This is a genomic window from Hydrogenophaga sp. LT287 (assembly GCF_055702805.1).
Map to the genome: position 1 here is coordinate 1 of NZ_JBVPZC010000040.1, position 16,756 is coordinate 16,756.

Below are 16,756 nucleotides of genomic sequence, written 5' to 3' on the forward strand. Positions count from 1 at the left end.
TCAGAAAGGAGATCGAAAACCAGCGGACCCTATAGACTTATCCACAACCGAATAGCCAAAAAACCCATCAACCCGGTGGCTCAGTATTCGACGTGATCACTGGCTCAGTTGTACTGATGAATCAACAACCAATGGACTGGTGCGTCAGTACCTACCCAAGGGCACCGATCTCTCGGGCTACAGCCAAGAGCAACTCGATGCCATTGCCGATCAGATCAACAACCGGCCCAGGAAAGGCCTTGGCGTACGATCACCGCTGGCGGTCTACCGAGAGCTCCTGCTCAACAGCCCGCAACATTCCACCCTCGTTCATTGAAACCCAGGGTGTTGCACTTCACTTTTGAATCCGCCCTGTCTTGAAAGATTTGCCGCCCTCCTCCAGTGCCGCCACCAGCCGGTCCCGCTGCTCCAGCGTCAGTGCCTCTTCTTTCAGCCCTTCGCGCAGCACGTACAGGTGATTGACTTCCTGGTAGATGCGAAAGCGCTGCTGACTGGGCAAGGCAAGTGGTGCGCGCACTTCCTCGGGCATCAGCGTGCAGCGACCGGGCTTGACGGGTTTGAGGGGGCGCTGGTGCAACAGGCAGTCCTTGAGTTCTGCACGCGCCGTCTCGTTGAAAAGTTGGGGGTTCAGTTCCGATTGCTTGGCCCACAGCGCGTCAAACTCGGCCTCGATCATGGCGCGGTCGATGTAGAGGTCATAGCTCTTGTCGATACGTGTCTTGCCATCTTCCTTCTCGACGCGCTGCTGCCGGTAGCGTGCGCGCACTGTGTGACCAGTCTGTTCGCGGCGGTAGAGGTATTCGCCCACAGTCCGGGGTTTCCCTTCCGCGCCAGACGATTCGAGTGCGGCGTGAAGCTGCTTGATGGCGGTTTTCAACGCACCACTGTCGTTGTCTTTCTTGTCCGTCTTGCGGTTGCTTTTGAAGCCACGCCGCTGGTTGATGTGGAAGAGGGCGCGAGCAAACTCTTCTGGTTTCAGCGCTTCGTTCAGCCCCTTGGCACGCAGGCCGTAGGGGCTGATGGTTTCCAGTGCTTTTCTCGCTGCGTCGTCGGCAGGGAAAAACCCGTGCTCGATCAGCGTGCGCATCATGCGCGCCTTGCGTTTGAGCAAGCGGTCACGGCGACGGCGCATGGCCCGGGCTTCGCGACGCGTCACGGCTAGCGATGAACCGTCTTTTGGGTTGCGCCCGTCGCTGAAGATGCGACTACCCGCCTTGATGACGGCAATCGGCGCACCCGCGCCGTCTAACCGGATCATGGCCCAGCCTAAAGATGTGCTGCCCAAATCTAATGCGAGCCGATAGCGCATACGCAGTGACATTTTTTTCTCCCTTGAATCGGAAAAGCGTTTGTAACATGCTGTGATAGCATGTACACGTTAGATGATTGGGATATGAGCTCTGGACGCTAACAAGCTGAAAGATGCACCAAATGGAAGGGCCGCTATATGCGGCCCTTCGTCTTTTCAGCGCAACTGAGTTTTTGATTTGGATCGCGCCATTTCCAAATTGCTCAGCAGGTCTTGCAAACCGTCTTCGAGCCTTCCCAGTTGCTCAGTGGCCCGCTCAGGTCTGTGCCGCGGCGCAGCGCGGTCATTTCGGCCACGATGCTCAGGGCAATTTCCGGTGGGGTGAGGGCGCCCAGGTTCAGGCCCACCGGGCCGTGCAGGCGGGCGGCTTCTTCGGGGCTCACGTCAAATTCCAGCAGGCGTTCGCGGCGCTTGGCGTTGTTGTGCTGGGAACCCAGCGCGCCCACATAAAACGCGGGAGTGCGCAGCGCTTCCATCAGCGCCAGGTCGTCCAGTTTCGGGTCGTGGGTGACGGCCACCACCGCGCTGTTGTGGTCCAGGTTCATGGCCAGCACCAGGTCGTCGGGCATCACGGTGGACAGCGTCACGCCCGCCATGGCGTCCCAGCCTTCGTGGTATTCGGTGCGCGGCTCGCACACGGTCACCAGGTAGTCGAGCATCACAGCCATGCTGGCCAGGTAGCGCGAAAGCTGGCCACCGCCAACGATGAGCAGGCGCAGGCGCGGGCCGTGCACGGTGCCCAGGGTGGCGCCGTCAAACGCCACACGGTCGCCCTCGGTGGTGGGCACCAGGCGCACCAGGCCGGTCTGCATGTCCAGGCGGCGCTGCACGCGCTGGTGCGCCTCTATGGCCACCAGCAGTTCGCGCAGTTGCGACTGCGGCCCCAGCGGCTCCAGCACGATCTGCACCGTGCCGCCACAGGGCAGACCAAAGCGGCGCACCTCTTCGGCGGTTTCGCCGTAGGTGGTGACCTCGGGTTTGCGCAGCGCCAGCTCGCCCCGGCCCACGCGGCCAATCAGGTCGTCTTCAATGCAGCCGCCCGACACGGAGCCGGCCACCTGGCCGTCGTCGCGGATGACCATGAGCGAGCCCGGCGGACGCGGTGCCGAGCCCCAGGTGTGCACCACCGTGCCCAGCACCACGCGGTGGCCCCGGCCCTGCCAGTCCAGGGCGGTGCGAATCACGTCGATGTCAATGCTGTTCATGAAAGGTTTCTCCGGGTGTTTGAGGATGCACAAAACGGGTGGCGGCTTGCAGCCCCTGGCCCAGCAAGGCCAGGAAGGCGCCGGCGCCCAGCAAGCCATAGGCGGCTTGCAGCACCTGCGGCCCGAGCGTGGGGCTCCACCAGCCAACCGCCAGCAGCAGCGCCGGGCCAGCCAGAGCGCTCCAGCGGCGCGCGGTGTGGGATGCCGGGGGTTGTGGCGCTTGCAGCGCCCAGGCCAGTGCCAGCAGCGCCATGCCGGTTGCGCCGTGCGCCCAGCCATTGCCCAGCTGCAACACGAGCGACCCGGCCAGCACCAGCGTAAGCGGCCCTGCTTGCGCGGTCCACGGCGGCAGATGCCACCGTGAGGCGAGCGCAGGCAGCACTGCCATGAGCAGCACATGAAAGCCCACCACGGTGGCGGGTGGCAAGCCGGCTGTGGCGCACCAGCTGCTGGTCAGCCAGAGCGAACCCATCATCAGCCCCATGGCGGTTTGCGGGAGCGAGGCAGCAGCACCGTTTGGTTTGGCAATGGCGCCGGGCGAACCCGCTTCCAGCGCCGCAGACCACAGCGCCCACACGCCGGCCAGCACCAGCAGCAGCGCGTGCGCCGCAGGGCTGGCGGCCAGACCGGCCACGCCCAAGGCGCCGCCCACCGTGCCCACACCAAGCCACACCGAAGCCCGCCGTGGTAATTGTTTCACCAAGCCGCTTTGAGCAAACAGCACCCGCAAAGCCCACCACAGCGCCACCGCCAGCACGCCACTGGCAACCGACCAGCCCAACCGCTGCCCCTGCTGGCCCAGCCACACCCAGCCCATGAGCAGCGTGGCCCCGTGCGCCAACGCTTGGGCTGACGGGTTTTGTGCGCTGAACACTTTCATGTCAGGTCTCCAGCACGCCGGAGCGCACCGCGCAACGCATGAGACAGCGCCACCCAGGGTACCGCCGGGCTGGCTTTGCCAGACGGCCAGTGCCGCCCCCTTTGGGGTTGAAGCGAAGTGCAGCTGGGGTATTTCATATCCTGTGCTCCAACCCGCCGGAGCGCACCACACAACGTATGAGACAGTGCCACCCAGGGCACCGTCGGGCTGGCTTTGCCAGACGGCCAGTGCCGTCCCCCGGGGGGTAGCGCGAAGCGCTGCGGGGGGATTCCATATCAAGTTGCAGCATAGCCGTGCAACTGGTCGTTGCCACCTGCGGCGTGCACGCTGGCGTTGAACGACACGATGATGCGGTCGGCCTCGCCTGCGTAGGGCATGGCCTGGTGGGGCAGCCACGACGGAAACACCACCAGTTGCCCGGGCAGAGGCGGCACGTCCAGGTGGGCCGACTGCAGGTAGGCGTTGCCAAAGTCCATGTGGGCGCCGCCCAGGTGGTTGAAGTGCGGGCCGTAAAAACGGGTGATGCCGTTGCGCGCGCCCAGCACCGGGTGGGCGCTGCGCTGGGCGTCGGCGTCCACCTGCACGCAGTACACGCCAGACCACGAGCAGTTGCCGTGGGTGTGCACGTCGTGGTGGCTGCCCTGGTTACTGATTTGGAACCACAGGCCGCGCAGCGCAATTTGCAGGCCCGGCGTGGCTTCGGGCCATGCGCCCTGGTTGGCCAGCACCACGGTCTGGCGCACGCTGTCCACGGTGAAGCGCACCAGCGCCTCCCACTCGGGCAGGCGGATGCGCTGCAGCAGGTCGTCGCGGCTGGCGTAAAAGGCCGCCGCCGGATCGGCGTTTGTGTCGCCCGCACGCATGGCACGGAACACCCGCACCAGCAGCGGGTTGACGTCGTCAGCCTGGGTGAAGTGGTGCACGCCGATGGGCGTGGACCAGAGCGACAGCAGTGGATCGGGTGCCATGGTCAGCGGATGCTCAGGCTTCGGTCAGCAGGTCTTTGGGCCACAAGAGGCGGTGGCCGGTGCGGGTCGCCAGCGCCTCGATGTCTTCGGGCGTGTCCACGTCGGTGCGGTACCGCTGGTTGGGGGTAGCCCAGCGGTGCACCTGCTCGGGGTGCGCGGCCTGCCACTGCTTGCAGCCCAGCCGGGCTTCGCCGGCCAAAATCTGCTCGCGCACCTCGCCGCTGAACATCACCGGGTTGCCGGGCTGGCCGTCCACCTCGGGCTGCACCACCAGCGTGCCCGCCGGCCGCTTTTTGTAGGCGCCGATCAGGTCGTTGATGTCTTGCGAGTTGATCAGCGGCTGGTCGGCCAGCGCCACCAGCACGGTGTCGATCTTGGGCGACAGCGCTTGCAGCCCGATGCGCAGCGAAGATACCTGGCCCGCGTCGGGGTCGGGGTTGTGCACCACGGTCACGGGAAACTCTTGCACCGCCAGCGCAATGCGCTCGGCATGGTGGCCGAGCACCACCACCAGCTCGTCCACACCCGCGCCCGACAGCGCAATGATCTGGCGCCGGATCAGCGCAATGCCGCCCAGCTCCAGCAGGCTTTTGGGCCGGTTGCCCATGCGCGAACCGGAGCCTGCGGCCAGCAAAATGCTGCCCACCGCAATGCGGCTGTAGAGGCCACCGCCACCTTTGAGAATGCAGCCCATGGTGTTTTAGCCTCCGCAGCAGGATTTTTTAGGGTCAGCGGTGACGGCCGGTTCAACGGGCGCCTCCGCTTCAGCGGGTGCTGCAGCTTTTTTCGCCGCGCCACCGCAACACGACTTGGCCGCTGTGGGGACAATCGCCTCGGCGATGGCCTCAGTAGCTGCCACCGGAGCCGCCACCAGCGGCGCACGCCGCGCAGCCACCACCGCCACCAGCACGGTGAGCGCAATTTCTTCGGCGGTTTGCGCCCCAATCGGCTCGCCCGCCGGTGCCACGATACCGGCCACCCGGGCCGTGTCTTCGCCGCTGGCGATCAGGCTTTCTTTCAACACGCCAGCCTTGCGGGCGCTGGCCACAAACCACAGGGTGCGCGGTTGCAGCGCCAGCGCGGCTTTCAGCGCGGGCAGGTCGCGCCGGCCCTGGGTGGCCACCACCACAAAACCCGCCGCTGGCAGCGCGGCGCGCACGCTGGCTGCGTCGTCGCTGGGCAGCACGGTCTGCGCGTCGGGGAAGTCGGGCGCGGTGGCGCCGTCGGCGACCACCGCCACGGTAAAGCCCACGCGCGGCGCCAGCACGCTCAGCGCGCGGGCCACGGGCGAATCGCCCAGCACGGTCAGGTGGGCGGCGGGCAGCACCGGGTCAATGAACAGTTCCAGCGTGCCGCCCGAATGGCAGGCCATGCCAAATTCCAGCACATCGCCCAGGGTGCGCTCAGCGGTTTCTTCGGTGGGCGTGATGCGGATGCTCCGCGGCTGCCCGTCGGCCAGCGCGGCGCGCACGGTTTTTATGACCGCAGGCTGGGCGCAGCCGCCACCAATCCAGCCGTGGATGGCGCCGTCGGCGGTGACCAGGGCTTTGTCGCCCGCTTTGGCCGAGGCGGGCGGCTGCACCCGCAGCACCGACACCAGGGCAAAGGGCTGTTGCTGGGCTTGTAGCCGGGCGGCGGCGGTGATCCATTCGGTGTTCATGGCGTTCTCCTGGGGGTCAGTTCAGCGAGCGGCTGGCAGCAGCCAGGTCGTTCAGGCTGGCGAGTGGGTAAAAGCGGTCGATACAAGCGCGTGAGCGCTGCAGCGCGGCGGCGGCAGGCACCGCCCGGGTGGGGTGGAACCAGGTGATGCGGGCGCCCCGGGCGCGCACCGCTTGCAGCGCGGCGGGCAGGGCGTCGGGGGCATCGGTGTCAAAGCCGTCTGAAAAAATCCAGACCCGGGCACCCCGGTTGAGCTGGGCTTTGGCGTGTACCCGCACAAAGTCGTGCAGGCTGCTGGCAATGCGGGTGCCGGCGCCAAAGCCGGCGGTCACGGCGTTGATCTTTTCCTGAATGGCCGACGAGTCGCGCTGCATGAGCGGGGTGATTTCGGCCAGCCGGGTGTGAAACACAAACACCCGCGCCTGGGCGGCCACCGCAAACGCGCGGGCCACCCGCAAAAACAGCGGCGCGTGCGATTCCATGGAGCGGCTCACGTCGGCCAATATGAACAGGCGCGGTGGCTCGCGGCGCTGCACCATCCAGGCCGGGCGCAGCGGCTCGCCGCCCCAGGCCACGCTGCGGCGCAGGGTCTGGCGCAGGTCGAGCCGGTGCCCGGGCTGGGCGGTGTGCCAGCGCCGGGTGGGCCGGGGGCGCAGGCGCGCGGTGATGAGTTTGGCCAGTTGCTGCAGCGCGCCCAGCTCTTGCGGCAGCCACAGTTGGCCATCGCGCTGGTGCAGGGCTTCCACCTGCACCTCGTGCCGGCTGGCGCCGCCCATGGCGCGGGGGCTGCCGGCGTCTTCGGTGTTTGCGTGGGCTCCGGGCAGCTCGCTTGCGGTGTGGGGCGCGGCCTTGCCGGGTGCGCTGGCGGCGGGCGCTTCCATGTTTTTGTGCAGCTCTTGCACCGCCTGACGCAGGTCGCGCGAGGGGCGCATCTGCCCGCTCACCCGCACCTGGCCCTTGAGCCGCTGCGGGTACCAGTAGCGTTCAAACAGCTCGGGCCACTGGCGCCAGTCGCGCGCGCTGTGGCAGGCCATGGCCCGCCAGGCGGCGCACAGGCGCTGGCCTTGCAGCGGCCCCAGCGCCAGCGCAGCCTGCAGCATGGCTTGCTGCTCGCTCACGCCCACTTTCAGGCCGTGGTCGCGCAGCATGGCGGCAAAGCCGGCCAGGCTCTGGCTGGGGGCGCTGGCCTGGGTGTTCATGTGGCGGCCATCACGGCGTCGGTTTTTTCGGCCACGCCCACGCTGCGCCGGCCTTCGACCAGCTGGCGGGCGCGCTCGCCAGTCAGCATGAAGCGGTCTTCGCGGGTTTTCAGCAGGCAGCCCAGGGTGCTCAGCAGCACGGCGGTGTCTTCGGGCAGGGTGTGCTGGCTGAGCTGGTGCAGGGCGCGCACCCAGTCCAGCGTTTCGGCCACACCGGGGGTTTTGGCCAGGTCTTCGGTGCGCAGGCGCTGCACAAACTGCACGCAGTCTTCCACCAGCCGGGTGTCGGCCTCGGGCACGGCCGACTTGACGATGGCGATCTCGCGCGCCAGCGTGGGGTAGTCCAGGTAGTGGTAGAGGCAGCGCCGGCGCAGCGCGTCTGACAGCTCTCGGGTGCCATTGCTGGTCAAGATGACCTGCGGAATGTGCTGGGCTCGCAGCGTACCCAGTTCGGGCACGGTGATCTGGTAGTCGGCCAGCACCTCCAGCAAATAGGCTTCAAAGGCTTCGTCGGCGCGGTCAATTTCGTCGATCAGCAACACGCAGGGGCCGCTTTGGCTGATGGCTTTGAGCAGCGGGCGTTCCAGCAGATAGTCACGCGCAAACACGTCCGACTCTTTGGCGCTGGCGCTGCGCGCTTCGGTCAGGCGGATCGCCATGAGCTGGCGGCCGTAGTTCCATTCGTAAGCCGCCTGCGACAGGTCCAACCCCTCGAAACACTGCAGCCGCACCAGCTCGGCGCCCTGTGCCTTCGCCAGTGCGGTGGCCAGTGCGGTTTTGCCCACGCCGGCATCGCCTTCAACCAGCAGCGGGCGCTGCAGGCGCCCAGCCAGCCAGGTGGTGGTGGCCAAGTCGGCGTCGGCCAGGTAGCCCACGCGCTGCAGTTGCTCGCGCAAGGCGCGTTCGTTGTCCAGGTTGGCGGTGCTGGTGTTCATGTCAGGTATCCGTCATTCAGAGTGCGACCCGCTGCATGCCCCGCCCCGTGGGGGGGTGCGAAGCGGCGCGGGCGTACATCTCAAGTTTTTTTCCCGAACAGGCCCAGCCACCAGTTCTTGATCAGTGCCCAGACGATGGCCAGGCCGTTGATTTCTTGCGCCACCGGCGGTGCGGTGCGCGGTGCGGCAGCGGCGACTGGCGCGGCCTGTGCAGCTTCTGCTGCGCCACCGAACGCGACCGCAGCGTCTTCGGCCATGGCCACCGAAGCGGGCGCTGGCAAGGCCAGCGCAGCCTGGCGGAAATTTTCGACGAACTGCACCAGAATCATTTCAGACACCTGCACCATCATGCGGCCGCCAAACTGGGCGAACTTGCCGTTCACGATCACCGCCGCGTCACCGTGCAACACCGAATGCGCCGGGTTGGCCGGGTCGGCTTCGATGACGGCGGTCAGGTCCATCGAGGCAGACGAGCCGCCCTTGTCGGCCCCTTTGCCGCGCAGCACCATCTTGCGGTCGGCCTCGCTCTTTTCCAGCACGTCCACCGTGCCGCCGAACTGAGCCACGGCAGGGCCCACTTTCACCTTCACGCCACCTTTGTACGAGGTGTCGGACAGCTGCTCGGTGAGTTCGGCGCCGGGCATGCAGCCGGCCACCGCCTTCAGGTCGGCAAGGATGGCCCAGGCGCGGGCCGGGTCCACGTCGAGGGGGTAGCGTTTGTCGAGTTTGACTTCCATGGGATACCTTGTTTGAAGCAAAAATCTAAGAGCCGCCGGAGCGCGATGGGCTGGCATGAAGAGCCGCCAGCTCAGGGCACTGGCCGGCCGGCTTTGCCGGACGGCCAGTGCCCCTTTGGGGGTCGCGCGCAGCGCGGCGGGGGGGTTACAAATTCAAGCCTCGCGCCTTGAGCTCTTTCCACACCCGAAACGCGTTGTGTGGCATGTCCATGTGCGTCATGCCCTGGTGGGAAAACGCGTCCACGATGGCCGAGGTGAAGGTGGGAATGGAGCCCACGTGCGGCGATTCGGCCACGCCCTTGGCACCCAGCGGGTGGTGGGGCGAAGGGGTCACGGTGTGGTCGGTCTCCCAGTGTGGCGTTTCCACGAAGGTGGGCAAGAAATAGTCCATCAGCGTGTTGCCCAGCAGGTTGCCCTGTGCGTCAAACGGCATCTGCTGGCCCATGGCCACGGCAAAACCTTCGGTCAGGCCGCCGTGGATCTGGCCTTCGATGATCATCGGGTTGATGCGGGTGCCGCAGTCGTCCAGCGCATAGAAGCGGCGGATCTTGGTTTCGCCGGTGGTGCGGTCGATGTCGACCACGCACAGGTAAATGCCAAACGGGAAGGTGAAGTTGGGCGGGTCGTAGTAGTGCACCGCTTCCAGGCCCGGCTCCAGCCCTTCGGGCGGCTGATGGTAGGCCTGCCATGCGATGTCAGTCATGGTTTTGTACTTGCTGTCGTCGCCCTTGACCTTGAAGCGGTCCACCTCCCAGTCCAGGTCGTTTTCGTTCACTTCCAGCATGTGGGCCGCGATCTTCTTGGCCTTGGCGTGTATCTTGCGCGCCGCCATGGCAATGGCCGCGCCGGCCACCGGGGTGGAGCGGCTGCCGTAGGTGCCCAGGCCGTAGGGCGCGGTGCTGGTGTCGCCTTCTTCCACCTGAATCACCTCGCTCGGAATACCCAACTCGGTGGCGATGATCTGCGCATAGGTGGTCTGGTGGCCCTGGCCCTGCGTGATCGTGCCCATGCGTGCAATGGCACTGCCGGTGGGGTGGATGCGGATTTCGCACGAGTCGAACATGCCCACGCCCAGGATGTCGCAGATTTTGCTGGGGCCGGCGCCCACCACCTCGGTGAAGGTGACGAGGCCAATGCCCATCAGCGTGGGGCTGTTGGGGTCGGCGCGCTTGGCGGCCTGCTCGGCTCGCAGGCCCTTGTAATCCACCGCGTCCAGCACCTTGTCCAGCGCAGTCTGGTAGTCGCCCGAGTCGTAGTCAAAACCAAAGGCGCTGCGGTAGGGGAACTGTTCCTTTTTGATGAAGTTCTTGGCGCGAATTTCGGCCTTGTCCATGTTCAGCTTGTGCGCCAGCACGTCCACCATGCGCTCGATCAGGTAGACCGCCTCGGTCACGCGGAAGCTGCAGCGGTAGGCCACGCCACCGGGCGCCTTGTTGGTGTAGACGCCTTTCACGCTGGCGTAGGCGGCGGGAATGTCGTAGCTGCCGGAGCAGATGTGGAACAGGCCGGCCGGGAACTTGGTCGGGTCGGCGCAAGCGTCAAACGCGCCGTGGTCGGCCACCACGTTCACACGCAGGCCGGTGATCTTGCCGTCGGCGGTGGCGGCAATTTCGCCGTCCATGTGGTAGTCACGGGCAAAGGCGGTGGACGAGATGTTCTCAATGCGGTCTTCGACCCATTTCACCGGGCGGCCCAGCACGATGGATGCCACGATGGCGCACACATAGCCGGGGTAGATGCCCACTTTGTTGCCGAAGCCGCCGCCGATGTCGGGGCTGACGATGCGCACCTTGCTTTCAGGAATACCCGACAGCATAGACACCACGGTGCGCACCACGTGCGGCGCCTGGCTGGTGATGAAGGTGGTGAGGTCGCCCTTGATCGGGTCGAAGCTGGCCACGCAGCCGCAGGTTTCCAGCGGGCAGGGGTGCACGCGCGGGTAATACATGTGCTGGCTCACCGTCACCGCCGCGTTGTCAAACGCTGCGTCGGCCGCGCTTTTGTCGCCCGCGTCCCAGGTAAAGATGTGGTTGTGGTGCTCGCGCTTGCCGTGGGCGCCTTCGGTTTTGCCGGCCAGGTCTTCGCGGATCACGGGCGCGCCGGGTTGCAGGGCGGCGTACGGGTCCAGCACCACGGGCAGCTCTTCGTATTCCACTTCCACGGCTTCGGCCGCGTCGGCCGCAATGTAGCGGTCGTCGGCGATCACGATGGCCACTTCCTGCATCTGAAAGTGCACCTTGCCGTCGGCCAGCACGGCGGCCACGTCACCGGCCAGCGTGGGCATCCAGTGCAGCTTGAGCGGCTTCAGGTCGTCGGCGGTGAGCACCGCGTGCACGCCGGGCATGGCCAGCGCGGCTTCTTTGTTGATCTTGACGATGCGGCCGTGGGCGATGGGGCTGCGCACGATGTCCATGTGCAGCATGCCGGCCATCTTGATGTCGTCAACGTAGTTGCCCTTGCCTTGAATGAAGCGGGCATCTTCTTTGCGCAGGCGAGAGACGCCCATGCCGGCCAGTGCAATTTCACGGGCTTCGGCGGTTTGTACCGGTGCGTTCATGTGTGGTCTCCAGTGTGTTTTGGGCTTCAGGCGGCAACGGGCTCTTGCAGCTTCTTGGCTGCGTACTGCACCGCCTTGACGATGTTCTGGTAGCCGGTGCAGCGGCACAGGTTGCCGGCCATGCCGTGGCGAATCTCTTCTTCGCTCGGGTTCGGGTTTTCCTGCAAGAAGCGGTAGGCGCGCATCAGCATGCCGGGGGTGCAGAAGCCGCACTGCAGGCCGTGTTCTTTGTAAAAACCTTCTTGCACCGCGTGCAGCACGCCCTTGTTGGCCAGGCCTTCCACGGTGAGCACCTCGGAACCGTCGCACTGCACCGCCAGGTGGGTGCAGGCCTTCACCGAGCGGCCATCGATGTCCACCGTGCAGGCGCCGCAATGGCTGGTTTCGCAGCCAATGTGGGCACCGGTGAGGTTGAGTTCTTCACGCAAAAAATGGATCAGCAGCGTGCGGGGTTCGACCGCCTTCTCTTCGGTGCGGCCGTTGACGTTGACGGAAATGAGTTTTTTCGACATGTGGGTTTCTCCGGCGGCGGTTCAGGAACAACGGGACCAGGCTTTGGACAGCGCACGCTTGACCATTTGCCCGGCCATGGCGGTTTTGTATTCAATGTCGCCGCGCAGGTCTTCGGCGGGGTCGCAGGCGGCGGTGGCTGCGTCGGCCGCGGCTTGCAGCGTGGCGGCGTTCAGCGGCTGGCCCAGCAGGGCGGCTTCGGCGGCTTCCACGCGCAGCGCGGTGGGTGCCACGTTGGTCAGCGCCACGCGCACATGGCTGATGGTGTCGCCGGTTTTGCGCATCACCACGGCACAGCCGGCGGTGGCCCAGTCGCCGGTCTTGCGCTTGAGCTTTTCGTAGGCGTAGCCGGTGCCGGGCGCAAACGCCGGCACATGGATCTCGCACATCACCTCGTTTTCTTCCAGCAGCGTCATGTAGGTGCCCAGAAAGAAACCGTCGGCGGGCACGGTGCGCCGGCCGTTCGGGCCTTCCAGCACAAAGTGCGCCTCGATGGCGATGGAGAGCGCCGGGTGGTCGTTGCCGGGGTCGCCGTGGGCAATGTCGCCGCCGATGGTGCCGCGGTTGCGCACCTGGGGGTCGGCAATCAGCAGGGCGGCTTCACACAGCAGCGGCACCTTGGCCTGCAAGATGGGCGAGGCGATCAGGTCGTTTTCAACTGTCATGGCGCCAATCACCACCTTGCCGCCTTCTTCGCGGATGCCGCGCAGCTCGGGAATGCGGTTGATGTCGATCAGGTGCGCGGGCTCGGCAAAGCGCAGCTTCATCATCGGCAGCAGGCTGTGGCCGCCGGCCAGCAGCTTGGCATCGGACCCGAGCTGGCCCAGCAAGGCCACGGCCTCACTGACCGATTTGGGGGCGTGGTATTCGAATCGCGGTGGAATCATGGTTGTCTCCAAATGGTTTTTGTCCAAGACAGAACCAGTGTATGGAGTCCCCAAACCCGACACGAACTGCAGGGATTAAGCGTTGGAAGGCATCAAATGCTGCATTTTTCGCACGAAATGCACGCTGGATTGCACGAAACGCTCAGATCAGGCGCGTGGGTTTTGACAACCCGGGAATGTCCTTAGGCCAACATTTGACGAAAATCAATGACGCGCCAGCAGCCCGAGGGCTTCCCTGAGCTTGCCCACCTCGGCCCGAGAGACCGGGATCGGTTCGCGGTGCTTGCCTTTGAGCACCACCTGCGTCTTGCTGCCTTCGCGCCCGAGCTCGGCCACCGCGTGCAGGTTGACGATGAAGCAGCGGTGGACGCGCATGAACTGCGCCGGGTCCAGGCGGGTTTGCAGGTCGCCAATGCTCAGGTTGCAGAAATGAAAGCCGCTGTGGGTCAGCACCCGCGTGTAGTGGGCTTGCGACTCCAGGCACAGCACGTCTTTGGTGTCCACAAACGCCACCTTGTGGTTGGCCACCATGGGAATGCGGTTGAGCCGCAGACCGGGCGCTGGCAGCTCGGCCGCCGGGGCCTCCTGGCTCACCACCTGCGTCACGTCGTAAAAGACCAGGATGAACCCGGTGGTCTTGCCCTCAAAGTCGCCCAGCCGGGTCACCTTGATCAGCAGCACCTGTTCGGGGATGTTGATGATCATCGTCATGGGCACGGCGCTCACCATGGGGCAGCCGCTGGACGCCTGGTCCAGCAAAAAGTTGACCTTGGGTTTGGAGCGCTCGGGGTGAAACGACGACACCAGCTTGTCAAAAGGCTGCTTTTCGCCCACAGGCAACACCTTGCGGGCAAAGTCGTTCATGGCCAGCACGGTGCGCTGGGCGTCCAGGTGGATCACGCCCACCTCGAACTTCTCAAACAGATAAAGGGGCGAGTTGATCGCGGCCTGTGTCTCCATCAACGGTCTCCTGGCCGGTCTGAATGGGTGCCAGCCTGCGCGAAGGGTACCGCAAGGTGACCCATCGCATACACTTTACGGTTGTTTTTCGAGGTAATCCATGAGTCTCCAATGCGGCATCGTGGGCCTACCCAACGTCGGCAAGCCCACCCTTTTCAACGCGCTGACCAAAGCCGGCATCGCAGCTGAAAACTATCCCGCAGGCTGGACTGACTGAAAAACGCAACAGGATCAAGCACTTCCGGGTGCTGGGATGTTGCAACTGGCAAAGCCAGGACCAAAACGCGAAGATTGCAGAGGCCATCCTACGATGGTCTTTGTCGTTTCTGGCGTCGGCCCTCATAGCGTTGCTAACATCCTTCCATGAACATGAAGGACTTTACCGACTACGTTACTCTTCTGGGCGCTCTCGTCGCTGCAGGAGTAGGTGTCTGGAATTTGATCTTGCAAATGCGCGGCAAGCGCGATTTGTTCCTTGTCCGGCTCGGCTCTTTGTCCCCTGCGATAGGGCATGAGACGATGGTGTCTGTTGTCAGTCGTTCCGATCACCCAGTTCGATTGACAGATTGGGGGTTCATTGAAGCGAATGGATTGTTCACCTCGTTAATCATGGAGTGGGAGTCTGGAGGATTGCAGGGCGAAGAAATTTCAGCGCGTGGCAGTTCTCTGTTGGAAGGCTTTGGGAAACACTTCGAGACAGGTTGCGTACGGTGTCAAATGCCGTTAGGTGCCTATGCGATCAGCGCTACTCAGCGAAGTCCAGTGATTGCATTTGCTGCGATGATGCCGATGTGGCAGCGGTTTTGGATTCGGTGGCGTTTACTGCTACAGCCTAGCTATTTACTCTGGTAGTGTTTGTGTGTTCTAGATGCAATCTCCTAAACCTCAGGAAACCCCAGTTTTGTAGGTCCGGTAGCGATCCAAGAATCAAGAAGCCAGGCATTGCAAGTCCAGGAGATCGGCGAAGGGCATACAGACTTCAGCGGGAAATCACTCGGTTCCGCTTCAATGGGTCTTCTGCCTCTTGCTTCAGGTTTTCCACAAGCTCATCACGGAAGGGGATGAGTCCCGTGTCCCCTAGTTTGTATTTTTCTCTCAGATCGTTGGCCAACCCTTTCGCGTCATAGTTGACTTTCCAAGCGTTGCGTGGGGTACTAATCAGTACCCCCGGCTCGGGCATTCGATTGAAATCCTCGGTCCGCAGACCGGGCATGGTGCCGAAGTACAGGTCTCGTTTGGGTCGGAAATCCCGGACTGGGCCGGAGTTTGAGCGTTCAAATACGCCTTCCGCGAGTTGTGCTTTATCGCTGAACATCAATATTCTTATCGTGTGCGAGCCGCTGCAAATGCTTCTCGGTGTGACTGTCGTGGTGCCAGAGTAGAAGCCTTGGTCTCCGATCCGGTTCAATGTGCCGCTCGTGCTCACATCTGCCCCATAGTTGCGGCACGTTGAAATCTGCATGTCCCACGTCACCGTGAACATTGAGAAACCTCGTTGATTAGTCAGATTTGAGGCTGCAAGGTAGAGCATGTCCTTGATTCGCCCCTGTGAGAAAAAGTCGCGGGACGGCAGCGAGAGCGAGAACTCTTCCATCCGGAGCTGCTTGATCTCTTCGTAGATGACGGAGTCCTTGGCTGGGGGAATGCATTCAGGATTCGAGATAGGTGGGAAGCAGCTTCTTTGCGCCCCTACATAGCGCACCAAGTGGAACGTCTCGTCAGATTTTTCCGCCTTTAGCTCACCCCAGAAGCCCCCTTTGGGGGCGGAAGCACAGCCGGACAAGAGCACAAGGGTCAACAGTGATAAGAGTCTCATGACATCCTTTTGTAGTAAGAACTAACCATTGGCCGGTCGAACTTCTGCCGGCATCCGGGATAGAGCAAGGGTTTGACCGATCCAAACTCTTCCCATTTTGTACTGAATGCGGCCGTACTCGATTTTCTGGCCGGACGGAGTAGTGAAGCTGTGAAATGAAATGGTCATGGTTTATGGTCCGTTGCAAAAACGCACCTATCTTCTACCCAAAGCCATTTCTTACGGACACGGCTAACCATGAGCCACCCTTGCCGCCTTGATTCCCAGGTCATTCAACTGCACCACGATCGCCCGTATGGTGAGGCCCTTTGAAGCAAACCCATTCAGCAAGGGCACCTGAAGCACCCGGCCGTGAGGCTGTGCGCGATCTGGCATCAGACCCACAACGGCCAGCTTGGGGAAGGGCGACTCTAGCGCCAGGCCATGTAGAGCGTTCACGGACTTGATCACAGCGCCAATCACCCCGCGGCCCAGTTCCACCAATGCAGCGCCCTTGGTTCGGGCGAACGCATGGCAGTGATCAATGAACTCCGGGCCGCCGAGATCCGTCACCGGGCGGTCCAGCCACTCTCCAAAGTGTGTTCGGTAAAACGACTCATACCGGTTCTGGCTGGATGCCTTGATTTTTTCCGAGCAGTATTCAAGATACGCCGCGCGCAGCGTCGGAACAGCCTTTGGCACAAACTGGCTGGGGCGTTCACCTCGGCGGCACTGGGCCAGCACCTCCATGGCCCGTGCCCGGGCCTGCTCAACGCTCATGAGTGGCCAGTAACCTATAGATCCGGCCCAGTGAAGTCTAAAGTCCGTTCGGGTTGAGCTTGTCGAAACCTTCCTCAGACATGGCGCGAGCCCTTCGACAGGCTCAGGGCGAACGGTTGATACTTCATAAGGCCGAATCGTTATAGATAAGGCCCGTTAAAGTCTGAACTTTGTCTGATTTTCGCGATCAGAGTGTCATGGAAAAAGAAAGCGCAAGAAGTCAGACACTGGAGCAACTTCACGAACGGCGCAAACAGGTCGTGAGGCTGTACAGACAAGGCACCAAGATCATGCAGATCGTCACGATGACGGGGCTGAGCTACCCGACAGTGCGAACGGCTATCGATCTGTTTGACGCTGGCGGCTGGGGTGCGA

The 16,756-nt window shown here is 63.6% G+C and carries 17 protein-coding genes and 2 pseudogenes; 4 read left to right on the forward strand and 15 right to left on the reverse strand.

Going from position 1 to position 16,756, the window contains the following annotated elements:
• Positions 1-130: 130 nt before the first annotated feature.
• A pseudogene (locus AC0GNR_RS17880) lies at positions 131-316 on the forward strand (IS30 family transposase); the annotation flags it as partial.
• An 18-nt stretch (positions 317-334) separates the two neighbouring features.
• On the opposite strand, the gene cas9 reads toward AC0GNR_RS17880, so the two are convergent.
• The 13 genes from cas9 to AC0GNR_RS17945 form a co-directional block, all read right to left on the reverse strand.
• Positions 335-1,321 (reverse strand): type II CRISPR RNA-guided endonuclease Cas9, encoded by a 987-nt coding sequence (cas9, locus tag AC0GNR_RS17885; protein WP_472902192.1) that lies wholly within the window; start codon positions 1,319-1,321, stop codon positions 335-337.
• 191 nt (positions 1,322-1,512) lie between these two features.
• Positions 1,513-2,514, reverse strand: a complete 1,002-nt coding sequence (locus tag AC0GNR_RS17890; RefSeq protein ID WP_472902193.1) for an XdhC family protein — start codon at positions 2,512-2,514, stop codon at positions 1,513-1,515.
• Positions 2,501-3,394 (reverse strand): hypothetical protein, encoded by an 894-nt coding sequence (locus AC0GNR_RS17895; protein WP_472902194.1) that lies wholly within the window; start codon positions 3,392-3,394, stop codon positions 2,501-2,503. Before AC0GNR_RS17895 ends, AC0GNR_RS17890 begins: the two co-directional genes overlap by 14 nt.
• 275 nt (positions 3,395-3,669) lie before the next feature.
• Positions 3,670-4,362 (reverse strand): TIGR02466 family protein, encoded by a 693-nt coding sequence (locus AC0GNR_RS17900; RefSeq protein ID WP_472902195.1) that lies wholly within the window; start codon positions 4,360-4,362, stop codon positions 3,670-3,672.
• A gap of 13 nt (positions 4,363-4,375) precedes the next feature.
• Positions 4,376-5,056 (reverse strand): nucleotidyltransferase family protein, encoded by a 681-nt coding sequence (locus AC0GNR_RS17905; protein WP_472902196.1) that lies wholly within the window; start codon positions 5,054-5,056, stop codon positions 4,376-4,378.
• Between the two features lie 6 nt (positions 5,057-5,062).
• Entirely contained in the window at positions 5,063-6,022 is a 960-nt protein-coding gene (locus AC0GNR_RS17910) for an XdhC family protein (protein ID WP_472902197.1), read from the reverse strand.
• Positions 6,023-6,038: 16 nt separating this feature from the next.
• Positions 6,039-7,220, reverse strand: a complete 1,182-nt coding sequence (locus tag AC0GNR_RS17915; protein ID WP_472902198.1) for a VWA domain-containing protein — start codon at positions 7,218-7,220, stop codon at positions 6,039-6,041.
• Positions 7,217-8,155, reverse strand: coding sequence for an AAA family ATPase (locus AC0GNR_RS17920; RefSeq protein WP_472902199.1), 939 nt, complete (start codon positions 8,153-8,155; stop codon positions 7,217-7,219). Before AC0GNR_RS17920 ends, AC0GNR_RS17915 begins: the two co-directional genes overlap by 4 nt.
• A gap of 80 nt (positions 8,156-8,235) precedes the next feature.
• Positions 8,236-8,892: an SRPBCC family protein gene (locus AC0GNR_RS17925; protein ID WP_305715565.1), complete on the reverse strand. Its 657-nt coding sequence runs from the start codon at positions 8,890-8,892 to the stop codon at positions 8,236-8,238.
• A 145-nt stretch (positions 8,893-9,037) separates the two neighbouring features.
• Complete coding sequence (locus AC0GNR_RS17930; RefSeq protein WP_472902200.1) at positions 9,038-11,449, reverse strand: aerobic carbon-monoxide dehydrogenase large subunit; 2,412 nt, start codon at positions 11,447-11,449, stop codon at positions 9,038-9,040.
• A 26-nt stretch (positions 11,450-11,475) separates the two neighbouring features.
• On the reverse strand, positions 11,476-11,961 hold the full coding sequence (locus AC0GNR_RS17935; protein ID WP_305715567.1) for a (2Fe-2S)-binding protein: 486 nt from the start codon (positions 11,959-11,961) through the stop codon (positions 11,476-11,478).
• A 21-nt stretch (positions 11,962-11,982) separates the two neighbouring features.
• Complete coding sequence (locus AC0GNR_RS17940; protein WP_472902201.1) at positions 11,983-12,846, reverse strand: FAD binding domain-containing protein; 864 nt, start codon at positions 12,844-12,846, stop codon at positions 11,983-11,985.
• 204 nt (positions 12,847-13,050) lie between these two features.
• Complete coding sequence (locus tag AC0GNR_RS17945; RefSeq protein ID WP_472902202.1) at positions 13,051-13,806, reverse strand: LytTR family DNA-binding domain-containing protein; 756 nt, start codon at positions 13,804-13,806, stop codon at positions 13,051-13,053.
• A 100-nt stretch (positions 13,807-13,906) separates the two neighbouring features.
• Here AC0GNR_RS17945 and AC0GNR_RS17950 point away from each other — a divergent pair.
• Together AC0GNR_RS17950 and AC0GNR_RS17955 are read left to right on the forward strand one after the other, a co-directional pair.
• Positions 13,907-14,005 (forward strand): annotated as a pseudogene (locus AC0GNR_RS17950) (GTPase); the annotation flags it as partial.
• 164 nt (positions 14,006-14,169) lie between these two features.
• Positions 14,170-14,658: a hypothetical protein gene (locus AC0GNR_RS17955; protein WP_472902203.1), complete on the forward strand. Its 489-nt coding sequence runs from the start codon at positions 14,170-14,172 to the stop codon at positions 14,656-14,658.
• Positions 14,659-14,785: 127 nt separating this feature from the next.
• Here AC0GNR_RS17955 and AC0GNR_RS17960 read toward each other — a convergent pair whose 3' ends face one another.
• Both AC0GNR_RS17960 and AC0GNR_RS17965 read right to left on the reverse strand, forming a co-directional pair.
• Entirely contained in the window at positions 14,786-15,622 is an 837-nt protein-coding gene (locus AC0GNR_RS17960) for a hypothetical protein (protein ID WP_472902204.1), read from the reverse strand.
• Positions 15,623-15,853: 231 nt separating this feature from the next.
• The gene (locus AC0GNR_RS17965; RefSeq protein WP_472902205.1) at positions 15,854-16,381 is read right to left on the reverse strand and encodes a hypothetical protein; all 528 of its coding nucleotides are present in this window, start codon (positions 16,379-16,381) and stop codon (positions 15,854-15,856) included.
• A 197-nt stretch (positions 16,382-16,578) separates the two neighbouring features.
• On the opposite strand from AC0GNR_RS17965, the gene AC0GNR_RS17970 reads away from it, so the two are divergent.
• A partial coding sequence (locus AC0GNR_RS17970; RefSeq protein ID WP_472900050.1) for a helix-turn-helix domain-containing protein occupies positions 16,579-16,756 on the forward strand: 178 nt, incomplete at its 3' end.

Coding starts and splice junctions, on each gene's coding strand:
- AC0GNR_RS17905 (WP_472902196.1), bottom strand. CDS start 5,056: ATGGGCTGCATTCTCAAAGGTGGCGGTGGCCTCTACAGCCGCATTGCG.
- AC0GNR_RS17945 (WP_472902202.1), bottom strand. CDS start 13,806: ATGGAGACACAGGCCGCGATCAACTCGCCCCTTTATCTGTTTGAGAAG.
- AC0GNR_RS17965 (WP_472902205.1), bottom strand. CDS start 16,381: ATGAGCGTTGAGCAGGCCCGGGCACGGGCCATGGAGGTGCTGGCCCAG.
- cas9 (WP_472902192.1), bottom strand. CDS start 1,321: ATGTCACTGCGTATGCGCTATCGGCTCGCATTAGATTTGGGCAGCACA.
- AC0GNR_RS17895 (WP_472902194.1), bottom strand. CDS start 3,394: ATGAAAGTGTTCAGCGCACAAAACCCGTCAGCCCAAGCGTTGGCGCAC.
- AC0GNR_RS17955 (WP_472902203.1), top strand. CDS start 14,170: ATGAACATGAAGGACTTTACCGACTACGTTACTCTTCTGGGCGCTCTC.
- AC0GNR_RS17915 (WP_472902198.1), bottom strand. CDS start 7,220: ATGAACACCCAGGCCAGCGCCCCCAGCCAGAGCCTGGCCGGCTTTGCC.
- AC0GNR_RS17900 (WP_472902195.1), bottom strand. CDS start 4,362: ATGGCACCCGATCCACTGCTGTCGCTCTGGTCCACGCCCATCGGCGTG.
- AC0GNR_RS17925 (WP_305715565.1), bottom strand. CDS start 8,892: ATGGAAGTCAAACTCGACAAACGCTACCCCCTCGACGTGGACCCGGCC.
- AC0GNR_RS17910 (WP_472902197.1), bottom strand. CDS start 6,022: ATGAACACCGAATGGATCACCGCCGCCGCCCGGCTACAAGCCCAGCAA.
- AC0GNR_RS17890 (WP_472902193.1), bottom strand. CDS start 2,514: ATGAACAGCATTGACATCGACGTGATTCGCACCGCCCTGGACTGGCAG.
- AC0GNR_RS17920 (WP_472902199.1), bottom strand. CDS start 8,155: ATGAACACCAGCACCGCCAACCTGGACAACGAACGCGCCTTGCGCGAG.
- AC0GNR_RS17935 (WP_305715567.1), bottom strand. CDS start 11,961: ATGTCGAAAAAACTCATTTCCGTCAACGTCAACGGCCGCACCGAAGAG.
- AC0GNR_RS17930 (WP_472902200.1), bottom strand. CDS start 11,449: ATGAACGCACCGGTACAAACCGCCGAAGCCCGTGAAATTGCACTGGCC.
- AC0GNR_RS17940 (WP_472902201.1), bottom strand. CDS start 12,846: ATGATTCCACCGCGATTCGAATACCACGCCCCCAAATCGGTCAGTGAG.
- AC0GNR_RS17960 (WP_472902204.1), bottom strand. CDS start 15,622: ATGAGACTCTTATCACTGTTGACCCTTGTGCTCTTGTCCGGCTGTGCT.